Origin of the sequence: Neoroseomonas alkaliterrae, assembly GCF_014199195.1 — a bacterium.
Lineage (GTDB): Bacteria > Pseudomonadota > Alphaproteobacteria > Acetobacterales > Acetobacteraceae > Neoroseomonas > Neoroseomonas alkaliterrae.
Map to the genome: position 1 here is coordinate 104,836 of NZ_JACIJE010000004.1, position 16,041 is coordinate 120,876.

At 75.8% G+C, this 16,041-nt stretch carries 10 protein-coding genes; 4 read left to right on the forward strand and 6 right to left on the reverse strand.

The genetic code is table 11. The features are described 5' to 3' along the window. Positions 1-2: 2 nt before the first annotated feature. Both FHS88_RS08745 and FHS88_RS08750 read right to left on the reverse strand, forming a co-directional pair. Entirely contained in the window at positions 3-3,794 is a 3,792-nt protein-coding gene (locus tag FHS88_RS08745) for a translocation/assembly module TamB domain-containing protein (RefSeq protein ID WP_184483645.1), read from the reverse strand. A gap of 1 nt (position 3,795) precedes the next feature. Then, a complete protein-coding gene (locus FHS88_RS08750; RefSeq protein ID WP_184483647.1) occupies positions 3,796-5,691 on the reverse strand; it encodes an autotransporter assembly complex protein TamA in 1,896 nt (631 codons plus the stop codon). Here FHS88_RS08750 and FHS88_RS08755 point away from each other — a divergent pair. Both FHS88_RS08755 and FHS88_RS08760 read left to right on the forward strand, forming a co-directional pair. Next, entirely contained in the window at positions 5,690-6,841 is a 1,152-nt protein-coding gene (locus FHS88_RS08755; RefSeq protein ID WP_184483650.1) for an amidohydrolase, read from the forward strand. The two genes, FHS88_RS08750 and FHS88_RS08755, sit on opposite strands and share 2 nt — an antisense overlap. 213 nt (positions 6,842-7,054) lie before the next feature. Then, on the forward strand, positions 7,055-8,485 hold the full coding sequence (locus FHS88_RS08760) for an FAD-dependent oxidoreductase (RefSeq protein ID WP_184483651.1): 1,431 nt from the start codon (positions 7,055-7,057) through the stop codon (positions 8,483-8,485). A gap of 56 nt (positions 8,486-8,541) precedes the next feature. Here the strand turns inward: FHS88_RS08760 and FHS88_RS08765 are convergent, their stop codons facing one another. Beyond that, a complete protein-coding gene (locus FHS88_RS08765; protein WP_184483653.1) occupies positions 8,542-9,495 on the reverse strand; it encodes an alpha/beta hydrolase in 954 nt (317 codons plus the stop codon). A 104-nt stretch (positions 9,496-9,599) separates the two neighbouring features. Between FHS88_RS08765 and FHS88_RS08770 the strand changes: the two genes are divergently transcribed. Then, positions 9,600-12,233, forward strand: coding sequence for a bifunctional acetate--CoA ligase family protein/GNAT family N-acetyltransferase (locus FHS88_RS08770; RefSeq protein WP_184483655.1), 2,634 nt, complete (start codon positions 9,600-9,602; stop codon positions 12,231-12,233). 220 nt (positions 12,234-12,453) lie between these two features. On the opposite strand, the gene FHS88_RS08775 is transcribed toward FHS88_RS08770, so the two are convergent. Together FHS88_RS08775 and FHS88_RS08780 are read right to left on the reverse strand one after the other, a co-directional pair. Continuing rightward, positions 12,454-13,332 carry a helix-turn-helix domain-containing protein gene (locus FHS88_RS08775; RefSeq protein WP_184483657.1) on the reverse strand — a complete coding sequence of 293 codons (879 nt, stop codon included), beginning with the start codon at positions 13,330-13,332 and terminating at the stop codon, positions 12,454-12,456. 262 nt (positions 13,333-13,594) lie between these two features. Next, positions 13,595-14,479, reverse strand: coding sequence for a 2-hydroxy-3-oxopropionate reductase (locus FHS88_RS08780; RefSeq protein ID WP_184483659.1), 885 nt, complete (start codon positions 14,477-14,479; stop codon positions 13,595-13,597). A 209-nt stretch (positions 14,480-14,688) separates the two neighbouring features. Here FHS88_RS08780 and FHS88_RS08785 point away from each other — a divergent pair, with 209 nt between their 5' ends. Continuing rightward, a complete protein-coding gene (locus FHS88_RS08785; protein ID WP_184483661.1) occupies positions 14,689-15,249 on the forward strand; it encodes a hypothetical protein in 561 nt (186 codons plus the stop codon). Here the strand turns inward: FHS88_RS08785 and otnI are convergent. Then, positions 15,231-16,016 (reverse strand): 2-oxo-tetronate isomerase, encoded by a 786-nt coding sequence (gene otnI / locus FHS88_RS08790; RefSeq protein WP_184483663.1) that lies wholly within the window; start codon positions 16,014-16,016, stop codon positions 15,231-15,233. The genes FHS88_RS08785 and otnI overlap by 19 nt on opposite strands. Positions 16,017-16,041: the final 25 nt, after the last annotated feature.

Consider the following 16,041-nt stretch of genomic DNA (forward strand, 5'->3'; position numbering starts at 1 on the left):
GGTCAGTATTCCCACTCGAAGGACAGCCCGACCCTGTCCCCCCCGGCGCTGTTGCCGCCCGTCTCGGCCTCGATGCGCACGCGCGGCAGCACGTCGATCTGCACGCCGATGCGCGGCGGGCCGCCCTCGCTCGACTGGCGCAGGCCGAGATAGACGCCGTCCGCCACGTAGCGGCCGGTCTCGAGCGTCGCACCCTGGCCGCGCCCGCCGTCGCGGCGCTGCTCCTCGCCCACCGCGAGGCGGTCGAGCGCCAGCGTGCGGCGGATGCGGTCGAGGATGCCGCCCGCGCCCGGCGTCTCGATTCCCGCCGCGCCGGCCAGCACCTGCGCGAGCTGGGCGAGCTGGAAGGGCGAGAGCTCGCTCGCGCGCCGGTCGAACAGCAGCCGCGCCAGGATCTCGTCCTGCGGCAGCTCCGGCGTGGAGGAGAAGGCGATGCGCGGGTCGTTCGCGGGCCCCGTGACGGTGACATTCGCCGTCACCTCCCGCGCGCGGGAGGAGGCGAGGAAGTCGAGCCCCGGCACCAGCGTGCCGGCGTCGAAGGCGATGCTCCCGCGGCGGAAGGCGATGCGGCGGTCGAACACCGAGATCTCCCCCCGGCGCAGTTGCAGCCCGCCCGTCGCCTGGGGCGCTGCGATGGTCCCGCCGATGCCGATGGTCCCGCCGAACTCGGCGTCGATCCCACGCCCGCGCACGAAGACGGCGCGCGGCGCGGCGATCTCGACCTCGAGCGCGATGTCCGGCATGGCGGCGGGCGCGCCGGCCGGCGCGGGCGGCGCGAGCGGCGGCGTGCCGGGCGGCCGCGCGCCGCGCTCGCGCACGCCCTCGAGCCGCTGGACCGACGGCGGCAGGCGCTCCGGCACGGTGATGTCGAGCCGGCCGACCGCTATGCGCCCGGCAAGGCGCGCCTGCTCCGCGAGCCGGCCGGTCAGGCGCAGATCGGCATCGAAGACGCCGGTGGCGAGGTCCGAGCGCATCGGGCGGGCGTTGCGCGCGCCGAGCGTGATCTCGGCCGGGATCCCCGGCGCGGCGGGGGAGAGGAAGCCGCCCGCCGTGATGGCGCCCCCGCCGGGCGTCCGTGCCTCGAAGCGCTCGATGGTCACGCGGTCGCCCTCCCCGCGCAGGCTCGCCGTGATGGCGGTGAGGGTGATGCCCTGCGCGAGGTCGCGGAAACTGCCATCGGCCAGGGTGAGCCTGCCGCCGAGGCGCGGCGCGCCGAGCGTGCCCGTGGCCTCGGCCTGCAGGCTCGCCCGCCCGGTCACGCGCTGCGCCCCGGCGGCGAGCAGCGGCCCGGCGAGCGCGGCGAGGTCGGCATTGGCATCGAGCCGCGCCGCGAGCGGGGCGGATGCTGCTAAGCCGTCGGGCAGGCGCAGCGTGCCATTGGCGCGCAGGGCGGTGCCGGCGGCGGCCTCCAGCCGCAGATCGGCGGCTGCCGCCCCGGCCGTGCCCTCGACCGTCACGCGCGCCGGCGGCAGGCCGCGCGCCGCCTCGTCCAGCAGCCGCAGCCCGGTGGCATCCAGGCGGAAGCGTGCGGCGGGGTCGGCGACCGCGCCGGTGATGCGCGCCTCGGCCGCGATCATGCCCTCCGCGCGCAGATCGGGCGCGGCGAGGGCGGTGATGGCGGCGAGCGGCAGGGCGGCGAGGCTCGCGCGGATATCGGCGCTCTCCGGCCCCCAGCGGCCTTCGGCGCGCAGCGTGCCGCCGCGGCTCGCCGTCAGCGCGATGCCGGCGAGTGCGATGGCGCCGTCGGCACCGATCGTCACCCGCGCGGGGGCGGCGAGGCGCAGGCTGTCCGCGCCCCGGCGCAGCAGCAGGTCCGGGATCTCGATGCGCCGCGCCCCCTCCTCCTCGGCCATGCTCGCGCGCGTGGTCAGGCGCGCATCCATCGCGCGGGCCTCGAGTTCCGCCTCCAGCGCCGCGAGCGTGCCGCGCGCGGCAAGGCGCCCGCCCAAGGGGGTGCCGCCGGCGCTCGCGGCGGGGATGTCGAGAGAGAGGTCGAAACCCTGGACGCCGCCCGGCGCATCGAGCCTGCCGCGCAGCGCGAGGCGGCCGGTGAGCGGCGTGCCGGCGAGCGCCGAGAAGGGGGCGAGGTCGTCGGCGGCGAGCGCGACCTCGCCGGCGAAGGTCGCCGCCCCGGGGTCCAGGAGGCCGCTCGCCTCCAGCCGCGCCGGGCCGAAGGCGGCATCGAGGCGCCGGATGCGCAGGCGCTCGCCCTCGGGCTCGCCGTCGAGGTCGAGGTGGAGGTCGAGCCCGGCATAGCGCGCCGCGATGCGCCCCTCGGCGCGCGGGGCGGAGAAGGGGGTGGCGAGGCTGAGCCGAGCCTCGGGCGCTTCGAGCACCTGGCCGTCGCGCTCGATGCGCTCGCCGCGGGCGATGAGGTCGAGGCTCGGGTCGGCGCGCGGGCCGCTGGCGCGGAGTTCGGCGCGCAGCCCGCCGGCGAGGCCCGGCACCAGCGCGGCGAGGTCGGCGATCTCGGCGGTGAGTGTCGCGTCGAGCCTCTCGCCGACATCGCCCGCGGCCTCGGCGCGCAGCCCGGCGCCTTCGAGGCTCAGCGCCTCGATGCGGTCCGGCAGGGCGGCGCGCAGGCGCAGGCGCGGCGTGGCGCCGAGGGCGGCGAGGATCGCCGGGGTGTCGCTGCCGAAGCCGGTGGCGGCGAGGTCGAGGCCGAGGCGCGGCGCGGCCATCGGCCCCTCGACGCGGGCCTCGAGGCGCAGTCCCTCCCACCGCGCCGCGGGCGGCAGCAGCGCGCCGAGCGGCGTGCTGGGGCCGAGCTCGGCCTGCAGCGTGAGGTCGAGCGTCTCCTCGGCCAGCGCCGCCCCGCCATGCGCCGAGAGGCTGCCGAGCGGCGCGCGCACCACGAGCCGGCGCAGCGCCAATCGCTGCCCGGCGTCGAGCGCGGCGTCGAGGCCGATCTCGGCCGGCATGGCGGCGGCGCGGAGGTCCTCGGGCAGCAGGGGGGCGGCGGCGAGGCGCAGCGTGAGGTCGGCGGCGGCCGCGCCATCGGGCGATGCGCTGACCGTCCCTTCGGCGGCAAGGGTCACGTCCTCCCCGAGGCTCGCTTGCAGGTCGAGCCGCGCGCCGCTTGCTGGGCCGTCCAGGCTGAGCCGCGCCAGGGCCGCGCGGTCGGACAGGCCGAGCAGGCCGGCGAGGATGCCGCCGGGCGGTTCGGCGGCATCGAGCCGCGCGGTCAGGCGGTCCGCGCCGGGGGCGAGGTCGAGCGCGAGCCGCGCCTCGGCCGGCGCGTCGAGGCGGCGGGCATCGAGCCGGGCGGAGAGCCGGCCGGCGGCGAGCAGCGCCTCGCCCTCGACGGCGAGGACGGCCTCGGTGCCAAGCAGCGGCGCGCCGAGTTCGATGCGCTCCACGGCGAGGCGGTCGAGGCGCAGCGCAACCGGCAACTCGGGCAGGGCGGGCAGCTGCGGCGCGCCGGGCTCGGGCGGCGCGGGCTCGCCGGAGGAGGCGGGGGCGCGATGGAGCGCGATGCGGCGGGCGCTCAGCGCCGCGATGCGCGCCTCGCGCCGCAGCAGCGCCGGGAGGTCGAGGGCGATCCGCGCCTCCTCGATCTCGAGCCAGGGGCCGTCGGCATCGGCCATGACGAGGCGCGCGACGCCGATGCGCCCCGGGAGCGGGCCGGTCAGCCCCTCGATCGCGAGGCCGTCCACGCTGCCGGCGGCAAGGCGCGCGATGACGGCGCGCCCGCCGTCGGTATTGGCCCAGAGCAGCCCGCCCGCTGCCGCGGCGAGCAGCAGCAGCGGCAGGCCGATGACGAGGCCGAGCAGGATGCGCCGCGCTCGCCGCATGTCAGAAGGCCTGCCCGATGCCGACATAGAGCGCATAGGCGGAATCGCCCCGCTGGCGGTTCAGCGGCACGCCGATGTCCACGCGGATGGGGCCGATCGCGGTCGCGTAGCGCAGCCCCGCGCCGACGCCCACGCGCAGGTCGCCATTGCCGGGGTAGCTCTCCTCGCCGACGCTGCCGGCATCGAGGAAGGCGACCGCGCCCCAGGGGCCGGAGATGCGCTGGCGCCATTCCACCGAGAGTTCGAGCAGGCTCGCCCCGCCGAGCGGGCGGTTGCCGGCATCGCGCGGGCCGATGGACTGGAAGGTGTAGCCGCGCACCGAGCCGCCGCCGCCGGCGTAGAAGCGCTTGTCGAGCGGGATCTCGTCGCGCGTGGCGCCGAGCGTCGCGCCGAGCGCGCCGCGCAGCGCGAGCACGCTCCGCGCATCGCCGGTGAGGTCGAGATAGGTGCTGCCGGTGGCGAGCACCCGCGTGAAGCTCGTGCCGTCGCGCACCGACCAGAAGGGCGTTGCGGTGATGCTCGCGCGGACGCCGCTCGAGGGGTCGAGCAGGCTGGTGGTGCCGTCGTAGCGCAGCCCGGTGACGAAGCCGAGCAGCGAGAAATCCTGGAACTCCCCGTAGCGCCCGATGCGGCCCTCCTCGTAGACCGGCCCGCCCTGGATGGCGAGGCGCTCGGTCAGCGCCCGTTCGGCGAGCGCGGAGGCGAGGATGGCGTCGCGGTCATAGGCGTCGAGCCGCTCGCGCACCGCGCCGATGCGCGCGGTCAGGCGCGCATCCATGCGCCAGATCTCGGGCAGGGTTAGCGTCGCGAAGGCGCGCCAGGTCGCGTTCTCGAAACTGGATTGCCCGAGCCTCGCGCCCTCGGCCTCGAGCCGCAGCCGCTCGGCGCCGCCGAAGAGGTTGCGGTGCTCCCAGAAGAGGCTGGCGGCGAGGCCGAAATTCGTCTCCCAGGCCAGGCTGCCGCCGATCGCGCGCAGCGGCCGCTCGCTGACATGGAAGGTGACGGGCAGGCGGCCCTCGGCATCGAGCGCGCCGGCGGGCTCGGCGCGCACGCTCTCGAAGACGCCGAGGGCGAGCAGGGCGCGGCGGCCCCGTTCCAGCGTGGCCGGCGAATAGTCGCGCCCCTCCATCGGCCGCGCGGCGGTGCGCCTGAGCAGGCCGGCCCGGGTGCGGACCTGGCCGGTCACCTCGGGTGCGGCGAAGCGGGCGCGCGGGCCGGGTGCCACGCGCCAGGCGATGTCCATCGCGCGGCGGTCGTGGTCCACCCAGATCTCGCGCCCGGCGATGGCGGCGAGCGGATGGGCCTCGCGCCGCAGCGCGTCGCGCATCGCCGTCTCGGCGGCGAGCACGGCTTCGGCGCGGGCGGGATCGCCCTCCGCGAGGCCGGATGCGGCCGCGGCGGCGCGCACGATGGGCGCGGCCTCGGGCGGCTCGGCCGCGATGGCGATGCGCCCGATCGCATAGCGCGGGCCTGGGATCAGGGTGAGCACCACCGCGACCGGCCCGCGCGCGGCCTGCAGCAGCGCCGGCAAAGCGGGGTCGTCCGGGGCGAGGCCGGCGATGGTGGCGCGCACCTCGCCACCCCAGTAGCCCTCGGCGCGCAGCACCTCCTGCAGGCGCGGCAGGTCGGCGCGGACGCGGCCGATCAGGCCGGGCGCGTCGGTGGGCGCGCGCTCGCGCAGCGTCAGCGTCTGGGCGACGGCGGCGGCGATGGCCGCGAGGCCCTCCGCGCCCTCCACCGGCGCGATCTCGGCGGTGTAGGGGAAGGGGGGCGGATCGGGCGGATCCGGGGTGTCCTCGGCGCGCAGCGGCGCCGCCCAGAGCAGGACGGCCAGGGCCGCGACGGCGCCAGGGGCGGTGGTGCGGCGCCTCCGGGCGCTGTAGGGTCGGCTCGTCATGCACAGTGATCTCGCCGAGACCCTTACAGCCTGGCGACGGCATCTGCACGCCAACCCGGGCCTGACGCTCCATGAAAGCGAAACCGCCGCCTTCGTGGCCGCACGGTTGCGTGAGATGGGAATCACCGACATCGCCGAAGGTGTGGGCGGCCACGGCGTGGTGGCAACCCTGCGGCGGGGCGGGGGCAACCGCTCGGTGGGCCTGCGCGGGGACATGGACGCGCTGCCGATCCAGGAGCAGAACGAGGATCTCCCCTGGAAATCCACCATCCCCGGGGTGATGCATGCCTGCGGGCATGACGGGCACACCACGGCGCTGCTCGGCGCGGCGCGGATGCTGCTGGATGACCCCGACTGGACCGGCACGGTGCGGCTGGTGTTCCAGCCCGCCGAGGAAGGCGGCGGCGGGGCGCGCAACATGATCGCCGACGGGCTGTTCGAGCGCTTCCCGATGGAGCGCATCTTCGGCTGGCACAACTGGCCGGGGCTGCCGGCCGGGACCATCGCCGTGCATGAGCGCGCCGTGATGGCCGCGGGCGCGCGGTTCGAGATCGTCTTCGACGGCCATGCGGGCCATGCCGCGCTGCCGCACCTGACGCGCGACCCGATGGTCGCGGCGGGCCATGCCATCGTGGCGGTGCAGTCCATCGTGGCGCGCAACCTCGACCCGCTGCAGGGCGGGGTGGTGAGCATCACGGTGGTCGAGGGCGGGGAGGCGCAGAACCAGATCACCGCGCGCGTCACGCTCAAGGGCACGGCGCGCTGGCTGCGCGACGAGGACGGCGAGACGATCCGCGAGGGGCTCGAGCGCGTGGCGAAGGGCATCGCGGCCACCTTCGGCGTGCAGGCGGGCTTCTCCTTCCGCCAGGGCGTGGGCGTGACGGCCAACCACCCGGCCGAGCGCGACCTCGCGGCCGCGGCGGCCGAGGCCGTCTCGGAGGTGCGGCGCGACCTGCCGCCGGCCATGACGGGGGAGGATTTCGCCTGGTTCCTCAAGCGCGTGCCCGGCGCCTTCGTCTGGATCGGCAACGGGCCGGCGGAGGACGGGCGCGAGCTGCACAATGCACGCTACGACTTCAACGACGCGATCCTGCCCGTCGCGGCGCGCTTCCTGGCCGAGACGGCGAAGCGGGCGCTCGCGGGGGGCTGAGCGCGGGGGCGTAGGTCCGGCGCCTCGCCCGCCGGAAGGGGTGCATCCCGCGCGGCCCGGGGCCGCCAATGGTCCGCCGGGTCCGCTCCTGCCTTGCGCGGGGGTGGCGGCGCGGGGTCGTGGCCTGAGGGCCGCCGGCCGTGAGAAGGCTGCGCCGTGCCGGGGATCGGCGGCCCTCCCGCCAGGGGCGGCGGGGGCCTATGGTGCGGCGCGATGAAGCATGATCCCGCACCGGGGCTGATCGCCCTCGAATCCCGTCTGGCCGAGGCGCTGGAGCGGCTGCAGGAGCCCGCCCCGGACTGGGTGCCCGAGACGACGGCCCCCGATGGCCGCGCCGCGCTCGATGTCGCGATCCTGGGCGCGGGGATGGCGGGGCTCGCCGCGGGGCTCGCGCTGCGGCGCGAGGGGGTGCGGCGGGTGGCGCTGTTCGACCCCGCGCCGGCGGGGCTGGAAGGCCCCTGGGCGACCTATGCGCGGATGCGGACGCTGCGCAGCCCGAAGCAGCTCGCCGGTCCGGCGCTCGGGCTCGACGCGCTGACCTTCCGCGCCTGGTTCGAGGCGCAGCACGGTGCAGCCGCCTGGGAGGCGCTGGGCAAGATCCCGACCGGGATGTGGATGGACTACCTGCGCTGGTACCGGCGCGTCTCGGGCCTCGATGTGCGCAACGGCGTGGGTGTGGCGCGCATCGTGCCGGAGGGCGCGCTGTTCCGGCTGGCGCTGGCCGATGGCGGGGTGGCCTTCGCGCGGCATGTGGTGCTGGCGACGGGGCGGGACGGGCTCGGCGGGCCGCGCATCCTGGACGGCTTCGCGCCGGAATGGCGCGGGCGGTTCTGGGCGCATTCGGCCGATGCGGTGGATTTCGCCGCGCTCGCCGGTAGGCATGTGGTGGTGGTGGGGGCCGGGGCCTCGGCCTTCGACAACGCGGCTGCCGCGCTGGAGGCGGGCTGCGGGCGGATGACGATGCTGCTGCGGCGCCAGGCGCTGCCGCGGGTGAACTCCTCGAAGGCGCTGGACAGCCGCGGCTTCTGGCATGGCTGGTTCGGCCTGCCGGCGGAATGGCGCTGGCGGCTGATGCTCGCGGTGGAACGGCGCCAGACCCCACCGCCGCATGAGAGCGTCCGGCGCGTGGCCGAGCACGCGAACGCGACGCTGCTGACCGGGGCGGGGATCGAGGCCGTGGCGCGGGAGGGCGAGGCGCTGGTGCTGACAACGCCGCGCGGGGCCGTGCGGGCGGATTTCGTTATCCTCGGCACCGGCTTCCTGCAGGATGTGACGTTGCGGCCGGAACTGGCTGAGGTGGCGGGCGACATCCGGCTCTGGCGCGATGCCTACGCGCCGCCGGCGGAGGAGCGGGACGAGGCGCTGGCGCTGAATCCCTGGCTCGACGAGGGCTTCGCCTTCACGGAACGGGTGCCCGGTGCGGCGCCGCACCTCGCGCGGCTGCATTGCTTCAACTTCGCCGCGACGCTCAGCCACGGGAAGGTGACGGGCGACGTGCCGGCGATCTCGGCCGGGGCGCAGCGCCTGGCGCAGGCGGTGTGCGCGCGGCTGCTCGCGGCCGACATCGCCGGGCATGCGGAGCGGCATGCGGCCTTCGACGAGCCGGAGATCACGGGCGAGGAATGGCCGGGGGTGGCGCTGTAAGTCCCAGAGAAGGTTGAGGGGGTTGCGGGGGGAGAAGTTCCCTTCTCCCCCCGCCTTCAGCCGAGCCGCCGCGCGAGCCATTCCCCCGCCTCGCGCACCGCCTGATCGGCCTTCCCCACATGCCCGATCGCGCGCAGGAACCCGTGCAGCGTGCCGGGGAAGGTCCGGGCTTCGACCGCAACGCCCGCCGCCCGCAGGCGCTTCTCCATCGCGTGGTTCTCCGCCGCCAGCACGTCGAGTTCCGCGACATGCAGCAGGCAGGGCGGCAGGCCGGCGAGGTCGGCGCGCAGCGGGGCGGCCAGCGGGTGCAGGCGGTCGGCCTCGCGGGGCGCGTAGCAGCGCCAGTAGAACGCCATCTTCTCGCGCGTCAGGGTGTGGCCGGTGGCGAACTTGACGTAGGACGGCGTGTCGGTGCGGCTGTCGAAGACGCCGTAGTTGAGCAGCAGGCCGCGCAGCGCGAGGCAGGGGTCGGTCTCGCGCAACAGCAGCGCGGTGGCGAGCGCGAGGTTGCCGCCCGCCGAATCCCCGCCGATGACGATGCGCGCGGGGTCGAGCCCCCATTCCGGACCGTGCCGCGCGACCCATCGCACCACGGCGGCGCACTCCTCGAGCGCCTGCGGGAAGGGCGCTTCGGGGCTGAGGGCGTAGTCGGGGCCGAGCACCGCGCAGCCCGCGGCGGCGGCATAGGCGCGCATGATGTGGTCGTGGGTGTCCACGCTGCCCCAGACCCAGCCGCCGCCATGGATGTAGACCAGCACGGGCAGGCCGGCCCCGGTGGTCGGGCGATGCAGGCGGCAGAGCAGGCGGCGGCCGCGGATGGGCAGCCAGCGGTCGCTGCTCTCGGCCATGCGGGGGCCGCCCGCGGCGGCGAGCGCGAGGCCGGGCCCGTCATTGGAGACCCGCGCGGCATCGAGCGGCAGTTCGAGCCGCACCGGCGGGAAGGCGCGGGCGCGTTCTTCCATCATGGCGGTGAAGGCGCGCATCTCGGGGTCCCAGCGGTCCTGGCTCATGCTGCTCTCCTTGTGGCGGTGGGAGTGGACGCGCGGCCGGGCGGCGCGGCAAGGGGGCGACGCGGTTGCCCGCGACGGCGCGGGCGATCATGCTGCGGCGCAGGATGCTGCCGAGCCTGCACGCGCCCCGGCGGGGGGGCTTCCGCGACACGGCGCTGCTGCGGCCGGGCAGCGTGGTGCTGGTCGCGGCCGACGGCAGCGCCGAGGCGCCGGTGCTGGCGCGCAATCTCGCAGCGGGGGGGTTCCGGGGCCGGCTGATGGCCGTGGGCCCGGCCTGGCCGGGCTTGGAATCCTTCCCCGATATCGCTGCGCTGCCCGCAACACCCGACCTCGCCGTGCTCTGCCTGCCACCACCCGCACTCGCGGCGGCGATGCGCGCCCTGGCGGAGAAGGGCTGCCATGCCGCCATGGTGCCGGGGCCCGCGCCGGACCTCGGGGCGCTGGAGGCGGCAACGGGGGTGCGGGCGCTCGGGCAGGGTTCCTTCGGCGTGGCGGTGCCGGGGATCGGGCTGAACGCCACGCTTTCGCACATCCCGATCGGGAAGGGGCGGCTCGGCCTCGTGACGCAATCCTCGGCCATCGCGCGGGCGGTGCTGGACTGGGCGGCGGCGGAGAGCGTGGGCTTCAGCCATGTCGTCGGCATCGGCGGCAACCACGGCATCGGCTTCGCGGCGATCCTCGACTGGCTGGCGCGGGACCCGGGGACGGGGGCGATCCTGCTCGACCTGCGCCGCATCCGGAACCGGCGGATGTTCGTCTCGGCGGCGCGGGCGGCGGCGCGGACGCGGCCGGTGGTGGCGCTGCGCGCGGGCGGGCGGCTGGCCGACGCCTCGGGTGAGGCGGATGCGGTGATGGAGGCGGCGCTGCGCCGCGCGGGGGTGCTGCGCGTGGCGGGGCTCGAGGACCTCTTCGCCGCGGCCGAGACGCTGGCGCGGGTCCGCGTGCCGATGCGCGCCGGGCGGCCCGGGTCGGGGGACCGCATCGCGGTGGTGACGAACGGCGTCGGGCTCGGCGTGCTGGCCTCGGATGCGGCGCTGACGGGCGGGGCGCGGCTCGCGGCGCTTTCGGGGCCGGAGGTTGCCGCGCTCGCGCTCGGGCTGCCGGAGGGCGTCGGCGGGGCCAACCCGCTGGTGCTCGGCCCCGGGGAGGCGGTGCGGCTGGGCGAGGCGGCGGCGATGCTCGCCGCGCTGCCGGAGGTGGATGCGGTGGTGGCGCTGCACGCGCCCACGCCCGAGGCGGACCCCGATGTGGTGCGCGAGGCGCTGGCCGCGGCGGTGAGGGCCAACCGGGGGGCGCCGATCCTGGTCGGCTGGCCCGGCCAGGCGACGGCGGGGCCGCAGCGGGCGCGGCTGGCCGAGGCCGGTGTCGCCGCCTTCCCCACGCCCGAGGCGGCCGTGCGCGGCGTGCTCCATCTGGTGCAGGACCGGCGCAACCGCGCCGCGGCGGCGGAACTGCCGGCGCGGGAGGTGCTGGAACTCGCCCCCGACAGGTCGCGGGTCGAGAGCATCTTGGCTGCCGTGCGCGCCGCCGGCCGGCTCGACCTGACCGAGGAGGAGGCGCTGGCGGTGCTCGCCGCCTATGGGCTGCCGACGGTGCCGGGGCGGGCCGTGGCGGGGCCGGAGGAGGCGGCGGATGCCGCGGCGATGCTGGGCTTCCCCGTGGTGCTGAAGGTGCTGAGCCCGGACATCGCGCGCAAGACGGAGGTGGGGGGCGTCGTGCTCGGCCTCGGCTCGGCGGCGGCGGTGCGGCAGGCGGCGGTGGCGATGGCCGCGCGCGTCGCGGCGGCGCGGCCCGGGGCGCGCATCACCGGTTTCCTGGTGCAGCGCCAGGCCGGGCGGGGGCAGGAGCTGCGCCTCAGGCTCGGCGAGGATGCGATGTTCGGCCCCTGGATCGCCTTCGGCCGTGGCGGGACGGCGGCGGAGATCGACCCCGATGAGGGCTTCGACCTGCCGCCGCTGAACCTGCCGCTCGCGCACGCGCTGATCCGGCGCACGCGCACGGCGCGGCTGCTGGCCGGCTGGCGGGACCATCCGCCGGCGAACATCCCGGCGATCGCGGATGCGCTGGTGCGGCTGTCGCAGATCGCGGTGGATTTCCCCGCGATCCGCACGGTCGGGATCAACCCGCTGGTCGCGGACGGGGAAGGGGTGATGGCGCTCGACGCCTCCATCGCGCTGCGGCCGGAGGGCGAGCGCGGCTTCCTCGCGATCCCGCCCTATCCGTCCGACCTCGCGCGGCCCTGGCGGGGCAGGGACGGGCGCGAGGTGATGGTGCGGCCGATCCGCCCCGAGGATGCGGAGGCCCATGCCGAGGCCTTCCGGCGGCTGAGCGCGGAGGACATCCGCTACCGCTTCTTCTCGGCGCTGGCGGAACTGAGCCCGGAGCAGATCGCGCGGCTGACGCAGATCGACTACGACCGGGAGATGGCCTTCGTGGCGGTGGAGCGCGGCCCCGCCGGTGCGGACCGCACCGTGGGGGTGGCGCGCCTGATCCGCGAGCCGGGCGGGGAGCGCGGGGAGTTCGCGGTGATCGTGGACCCGGCCTGGAAGGGGCAGGGCCTCGCGCGGCACCTGATGGAGCGGCTGTTCGACTGGGGCCGCGCGACCGGGCTCGCGGAGATCGAGGGCAGCGTGCTGGCGGAGAACCGGCCGATGATCGCCTTCGTGCGGGCGCTGGGCTTCAGCGTGCAGCCGAGCGCGGAGGACCCCGAGGTGGTGGTGGCGCGCAAGCGGCTGTGACGCGCCGGGGCGAGGGCTTCGCCGTCCCGCCTGGCGGCGTGGCGCGTGCGGCCGATTCCCGGCCGACAACGGATCATCCGCGGCTGCCCGCAGGGTGGCAGGACGAGGCTTGGCTCGCGGACGCCGCACCCGCCCCGCGCGCGATGCCGGCCGGCGAAGGGCCAGACCATTCGCGCGCCGGTCCGGGGCAGGCGGTTGCGGGCCGTCGGCCCGCCCGTGGTCAGCCGCCGGCCAGCGTCTTGACCAGGGCGCGCAGGCGGGCGGCGGCCTCGGGGCCCTTGAGGGCGTCGCGCCAGGCGGCCTCGGCGACGCGCTGGTGGGTGCCCACCGCCTCGTCCGCGGCGGTGATGAAGGAGACTCCGGTCGTCGCCGTGGGATGGGCATCGGCGGCGAAGGCGCTGCCCACGACATGGGCGCGTTCGCGCCCGCGCATCACCATGAAGGAGGCGGAGGGCTCGGGGCCGGAGATCAGGCCGATCTGCAGGCCGATCGGCACGCTTTCCATGTGCTCGGCGATGGCCTCGGCCTCGGCGCGGGCGGCGAGGCGGCAGCGCATCCGCGCACGGTCGGAGACGGCGAGCCCCGCGGCGACGCCGTCGGTCAGCATGCGGGCGATCGCGCCTTCGGAGAGGATGGCGATGATGTTCGGCTTGCGGGAGAGGTGCAGGCGCTTGCGCGCGGTCAGCAGGCCGAGCATCTGCTCGGTCTGGGTGCGCGCGAGGAGGCGGTCGGGGGAGGCGTCGGCGACCTCGGTCCAGGCCTCGGCCAGCGCGCCGTCGAAGGCGTCTGTGGTCACGGGGTAGCAGAGGGCGCCGCCGACCTGGAGCACCTGGTCGGACTGCTCCTCGACCTGGCGGAGCCGCTCCTGGAAGGCGGCGGGGCGGCCGAAATACTCGACGCCGATGCCGAGCAGCGAGAGCGGCGAGATCTTGAGCAGTTCGGCCAGCCGCCGGATCGTGTCCAGCTTGATGACCTCGCCCTTCTCGTAGCGATAGAGGGCGGCGCGCGAGACGCCGAGGCGGGCGGCGATCTCCTCGGCGCGCAGGCCGGATTCGAGACGGTAGGCCCGCAATTGCTGGCCGATTTCGGCGAAACGCATGGCACTCTCCGCGGGGGAACGGTCAAAAGACCTTAACGAAGTTCAAGACGTTTTTCGAGACGAAATCTCATTCCCCGCTTCGGCGTATCGTAATCCGTTCCAGGCGCGTGGCCGTTGCCGCGCCGGTGGCCCTGCGGGCGCGGCGGGGGGGGGCGCCGCGCGCGCGGTTCCATGGCCGCGACCTGCGGGATCGGGGATGCGCGCGCGGAGCCTGCGACGCCGATGGGCGGCGGGCGAGGGCCGGAGCCCCGCCCGCCGGGCATCAGCCCTCCTCGGCGACCTTGTGCGCGGCGAGCGTCTCCAGCGCCTTGACCAGCCCCGAATGGTCGAGGTCGGCCCCGCCGGCGGCCGCGACCGCGGAGAAGAGCTGCTGGGTCGAGGCGGTGTTGGGCAGCGCCACGCCGAGGTCCCGCCCCGCCTGCAGCGCGAGGTTCAGGTCCTTCTGGTGCAGCCTGATGCGGAAGCCGGGGGCGAAGGTGCGCTTGATCATGCGCTCCCCGTGCAGTTCGAGGATGCGGGAGGTGGCGAGCCCGCCCATCAGCGCCTGGCGCACCTTGGCCGGGTCGGCACCCGCCTTGGAGGCGAAGGTCAGCGCCTCGGCCACCGCCTCGATGGTGAGCGCGACGATGATCTGGTTGGCGACCTTGCAGGTCTGCCCCGCGCCGACCGGGCCGACCAGGGTGATGTTCTTGCCCATCGCCTCGAAGAGCGGCCTGGCGCGGGCGAAGGCGGCCTCGGTCCCGCCGCACATGATGGTGAGGCTCGCCTGCTTCGCGCCCACCTCGCCGCCGGAGACGGGGGCATCCACGTAGTCGCCACCGAGGGCCGCGATCCGTTCGGCGAACTGCTTGGTGGCGGTCGGGCTGATCGAGGACATGTCGATCAACAGCGTGCCGGGCTTCAGCCCCTCGGCCACGCCGCCCGCGCCGAACAGCACCGCCTCCACATCCGGCGTGTCGGGGACCATGAGGATCACGGCCTCCGCCCCGGCGGCGGCGGTGCGGGCATCGGGGGCGACGGCGAAGTTGGCGCGGTCCTCGGCGGTGAGGCTGCGGCGCTCGACGACCGTGATATCGTGGCCCGCGGCCTTGAGGTGCCCGGCCATGGGGCGGCCCATGATGCCGAGGCCGATGAACGCGATCTTCATTGGGGTCTCTCCATTCACCTGGGCGCCACGGACGCGGCGCCGGAACCGACTGGCGGGGGGCGAGACATAGCCGAGGGTGGGGTGGAGGAACATGCCGCGCCCGGGCGACTCGAACGGCTGCAAAAAAATCCGTGGTCGAGTCAATGACCGTGATGGTAGATATCCCCAGCAGCATGGTCCAAAAAATGGCGAAGTGCCCATTTTCGCGAATGCGCGCGGCGGCGATGGCCGGGCTGGCCGGGCTGGCGCTCGGCCTCGCCACGACGCCCGCCTCGGCGCAGGACAGCTTCGTGCGCGTCACCGATCCGGGGTCGGGGCGGCCGGTGCTCTCGGTGCTCGGTTCGGGCCTCGGCATGGACTATGCCGCGCTGGTGCTGGAGATGGGCTGCCCCTCCGGGCCGGCCTGGACGGTCGAGGTCGCGGGGCTGCAGGCCCCGCGGGGCAGCCCGGTCGCCTTCGGCTTCTCCGATGCGGCGGGGCGCTGGGCCGGGGTGTCGCCGGCCGCCGTGGCCTTCGGCGAGGACCGGGTGAGCGTGCGGCTCGACCGCGGCGCCTTCCGCGCCGCGCTCGCCCGCGCCCGTGCGGCCGAGCCCGGCGCCGCGGCGGCCGAGGCCCGCATCGTGATCGGCGAGCAGATCGGCGTCGCGGTGAACCGCGAGGCGCTGGTGCGCGAGATGACGGCCTTCGCGCGCGACTGCGCGCTTGCCGCCGCGGATCCGCCCGGCCCGTCGGCGGAGCGCGCCCCCGGCCCTCAGGCCGCGCGCCGGTAGGGCGCGAACCAGCCGAGGCCCGCCGTCGTCTCCCCGGCCGGGCGGTATTCGCAGCCGATCCAGCCCCGGAAGCCGAGTTCGTCGATCCGGCGGAACACGAAGGGCCAGTTCACCTCCCCCGTGCCGGGCTCGTTGCGGCCCGGATTGTCGGCCACCTGCATGTGGGCGATCAGCGGCAGGTGCTTCTCCACGCGCTTGACGATGTCCCCCTCGGTGATCTGGCAGTGGTAGAGGTCGAATTGCATCCCGACCTTCTCCGGCCCGACGGCGTTGATGATCGCCGCCGCCTGGTCGGTGGTGTTGAGGAAGAAGCCGGGGATGTCGCGGTGGTTGATCGGCTCGATCACCGGTTTCACGCCCGCCTTGGCGCATTCCTCCGCCGCCCAGGCGAGGTTGGCGCCATAGACCGCGGTCAGCGTGTCATGCGGCACGCCCTCGGGCTTGAGGCCGGCCATGACGTGCAGGCGCGGGCAGGACAGCGCGGCGCAGTAGTCGAGCGCCTTGAGGATGGCGTCGCGGAACTCGGCCTGGCGGCCGGGCAGGGCGGCCATGCCGCGCTCGCCCTTCGCCCAGTCCCCCGGGGGCGCGTTGAAGAGCACCTGCCTGAGGCCGTTGTCCCTGAGGCGCGTGGCGATCTCGGCGGCGGGGAACTCGTAGGGGAAGAGGAACTCCACCGCCTCGAAGCCGGCCCGGGCGGCGAGCGCGAAGCGGTCGAGGAAGGGCGCCTCGTTGAACATCATGGACAGGTTCGCGGCGAAACGCGGCATGGCGGCGGGATCCTCGTGGCCTGAC

Bases quoted from the DNA above. Each gene is read 5' to 3' on its own strand.
- FHS88_RS08745 (WP_184483645.1), bottom strand. From the start codon at position 3,794: ATGCGGCGAGCGCGGCGCATCCTGCTCGGCCTCGTCATCGGCCTGCCG.
- FHS88_RS08755 (WP_184483650.1), top strand. From the start codon at position 5,690: ATGCACAGTGATCTCGCCGAGACCCTTACAGCCTGGCGACGGCATCTG.
- FHS88_RS08750 (WP_184483647.1), bottom strand. From the start codon at position 5,691: ATGACGAGCCGACCCTACAGCGCCCGGAGGCGCCGCACCACCGCCCCT.
- FHS88_RS08760 (WP_184483651.1), top strand. From the start codon at position 7,055: ATGAAGCATGATCCCGCACCGGGGCTGATCGCCCTCGAATCCCGTCTG.
- FHS88_RS08765 (WP_184483653.1), bottom strand. From the start codon at position 9,495: ATGAGCCAGGACCGCTGGGACCCCGAGATGCGCGCCTTCACCGCCATG.
- FHS88_RS08770 (WP_184483655.1), top strand. From the start codon at position 9,600: ATGCTGCCGAGCCTGCACGCGCCCCGGCGGGGGGGCTTCCGCGACACG.
- FHS88_RS08775 (WP_184483657.1), bottom strand. From the start codon at position 13,332: ATGCGTTTCGCCGAAATCGGCCAGCAATTGCGGGCCTACCGTCTCGAA.
- FHS88_RS08780 (WP_184483659.1), bottom strand. From the start codon at position 14,479: ATGAAGATCGCGTTCATCGGCCTCGGCATCATGGGCCGCCCCATGGCC.
- FHS88_RS08785 (WP_184483661.1), top strand. From the start codon at position 14,689: ATGCGCGCGGCGGCGATGGCCGGGCTGGCCGGGCTGGCGCTCGGCCTC.
- otnI (WP_184483663.1), bottom strand. From the start codon at position 16,016: ATGCCGCGTTTCGCCGCGAACCTGTCCATGATGTTCAACGAGGCGCCC.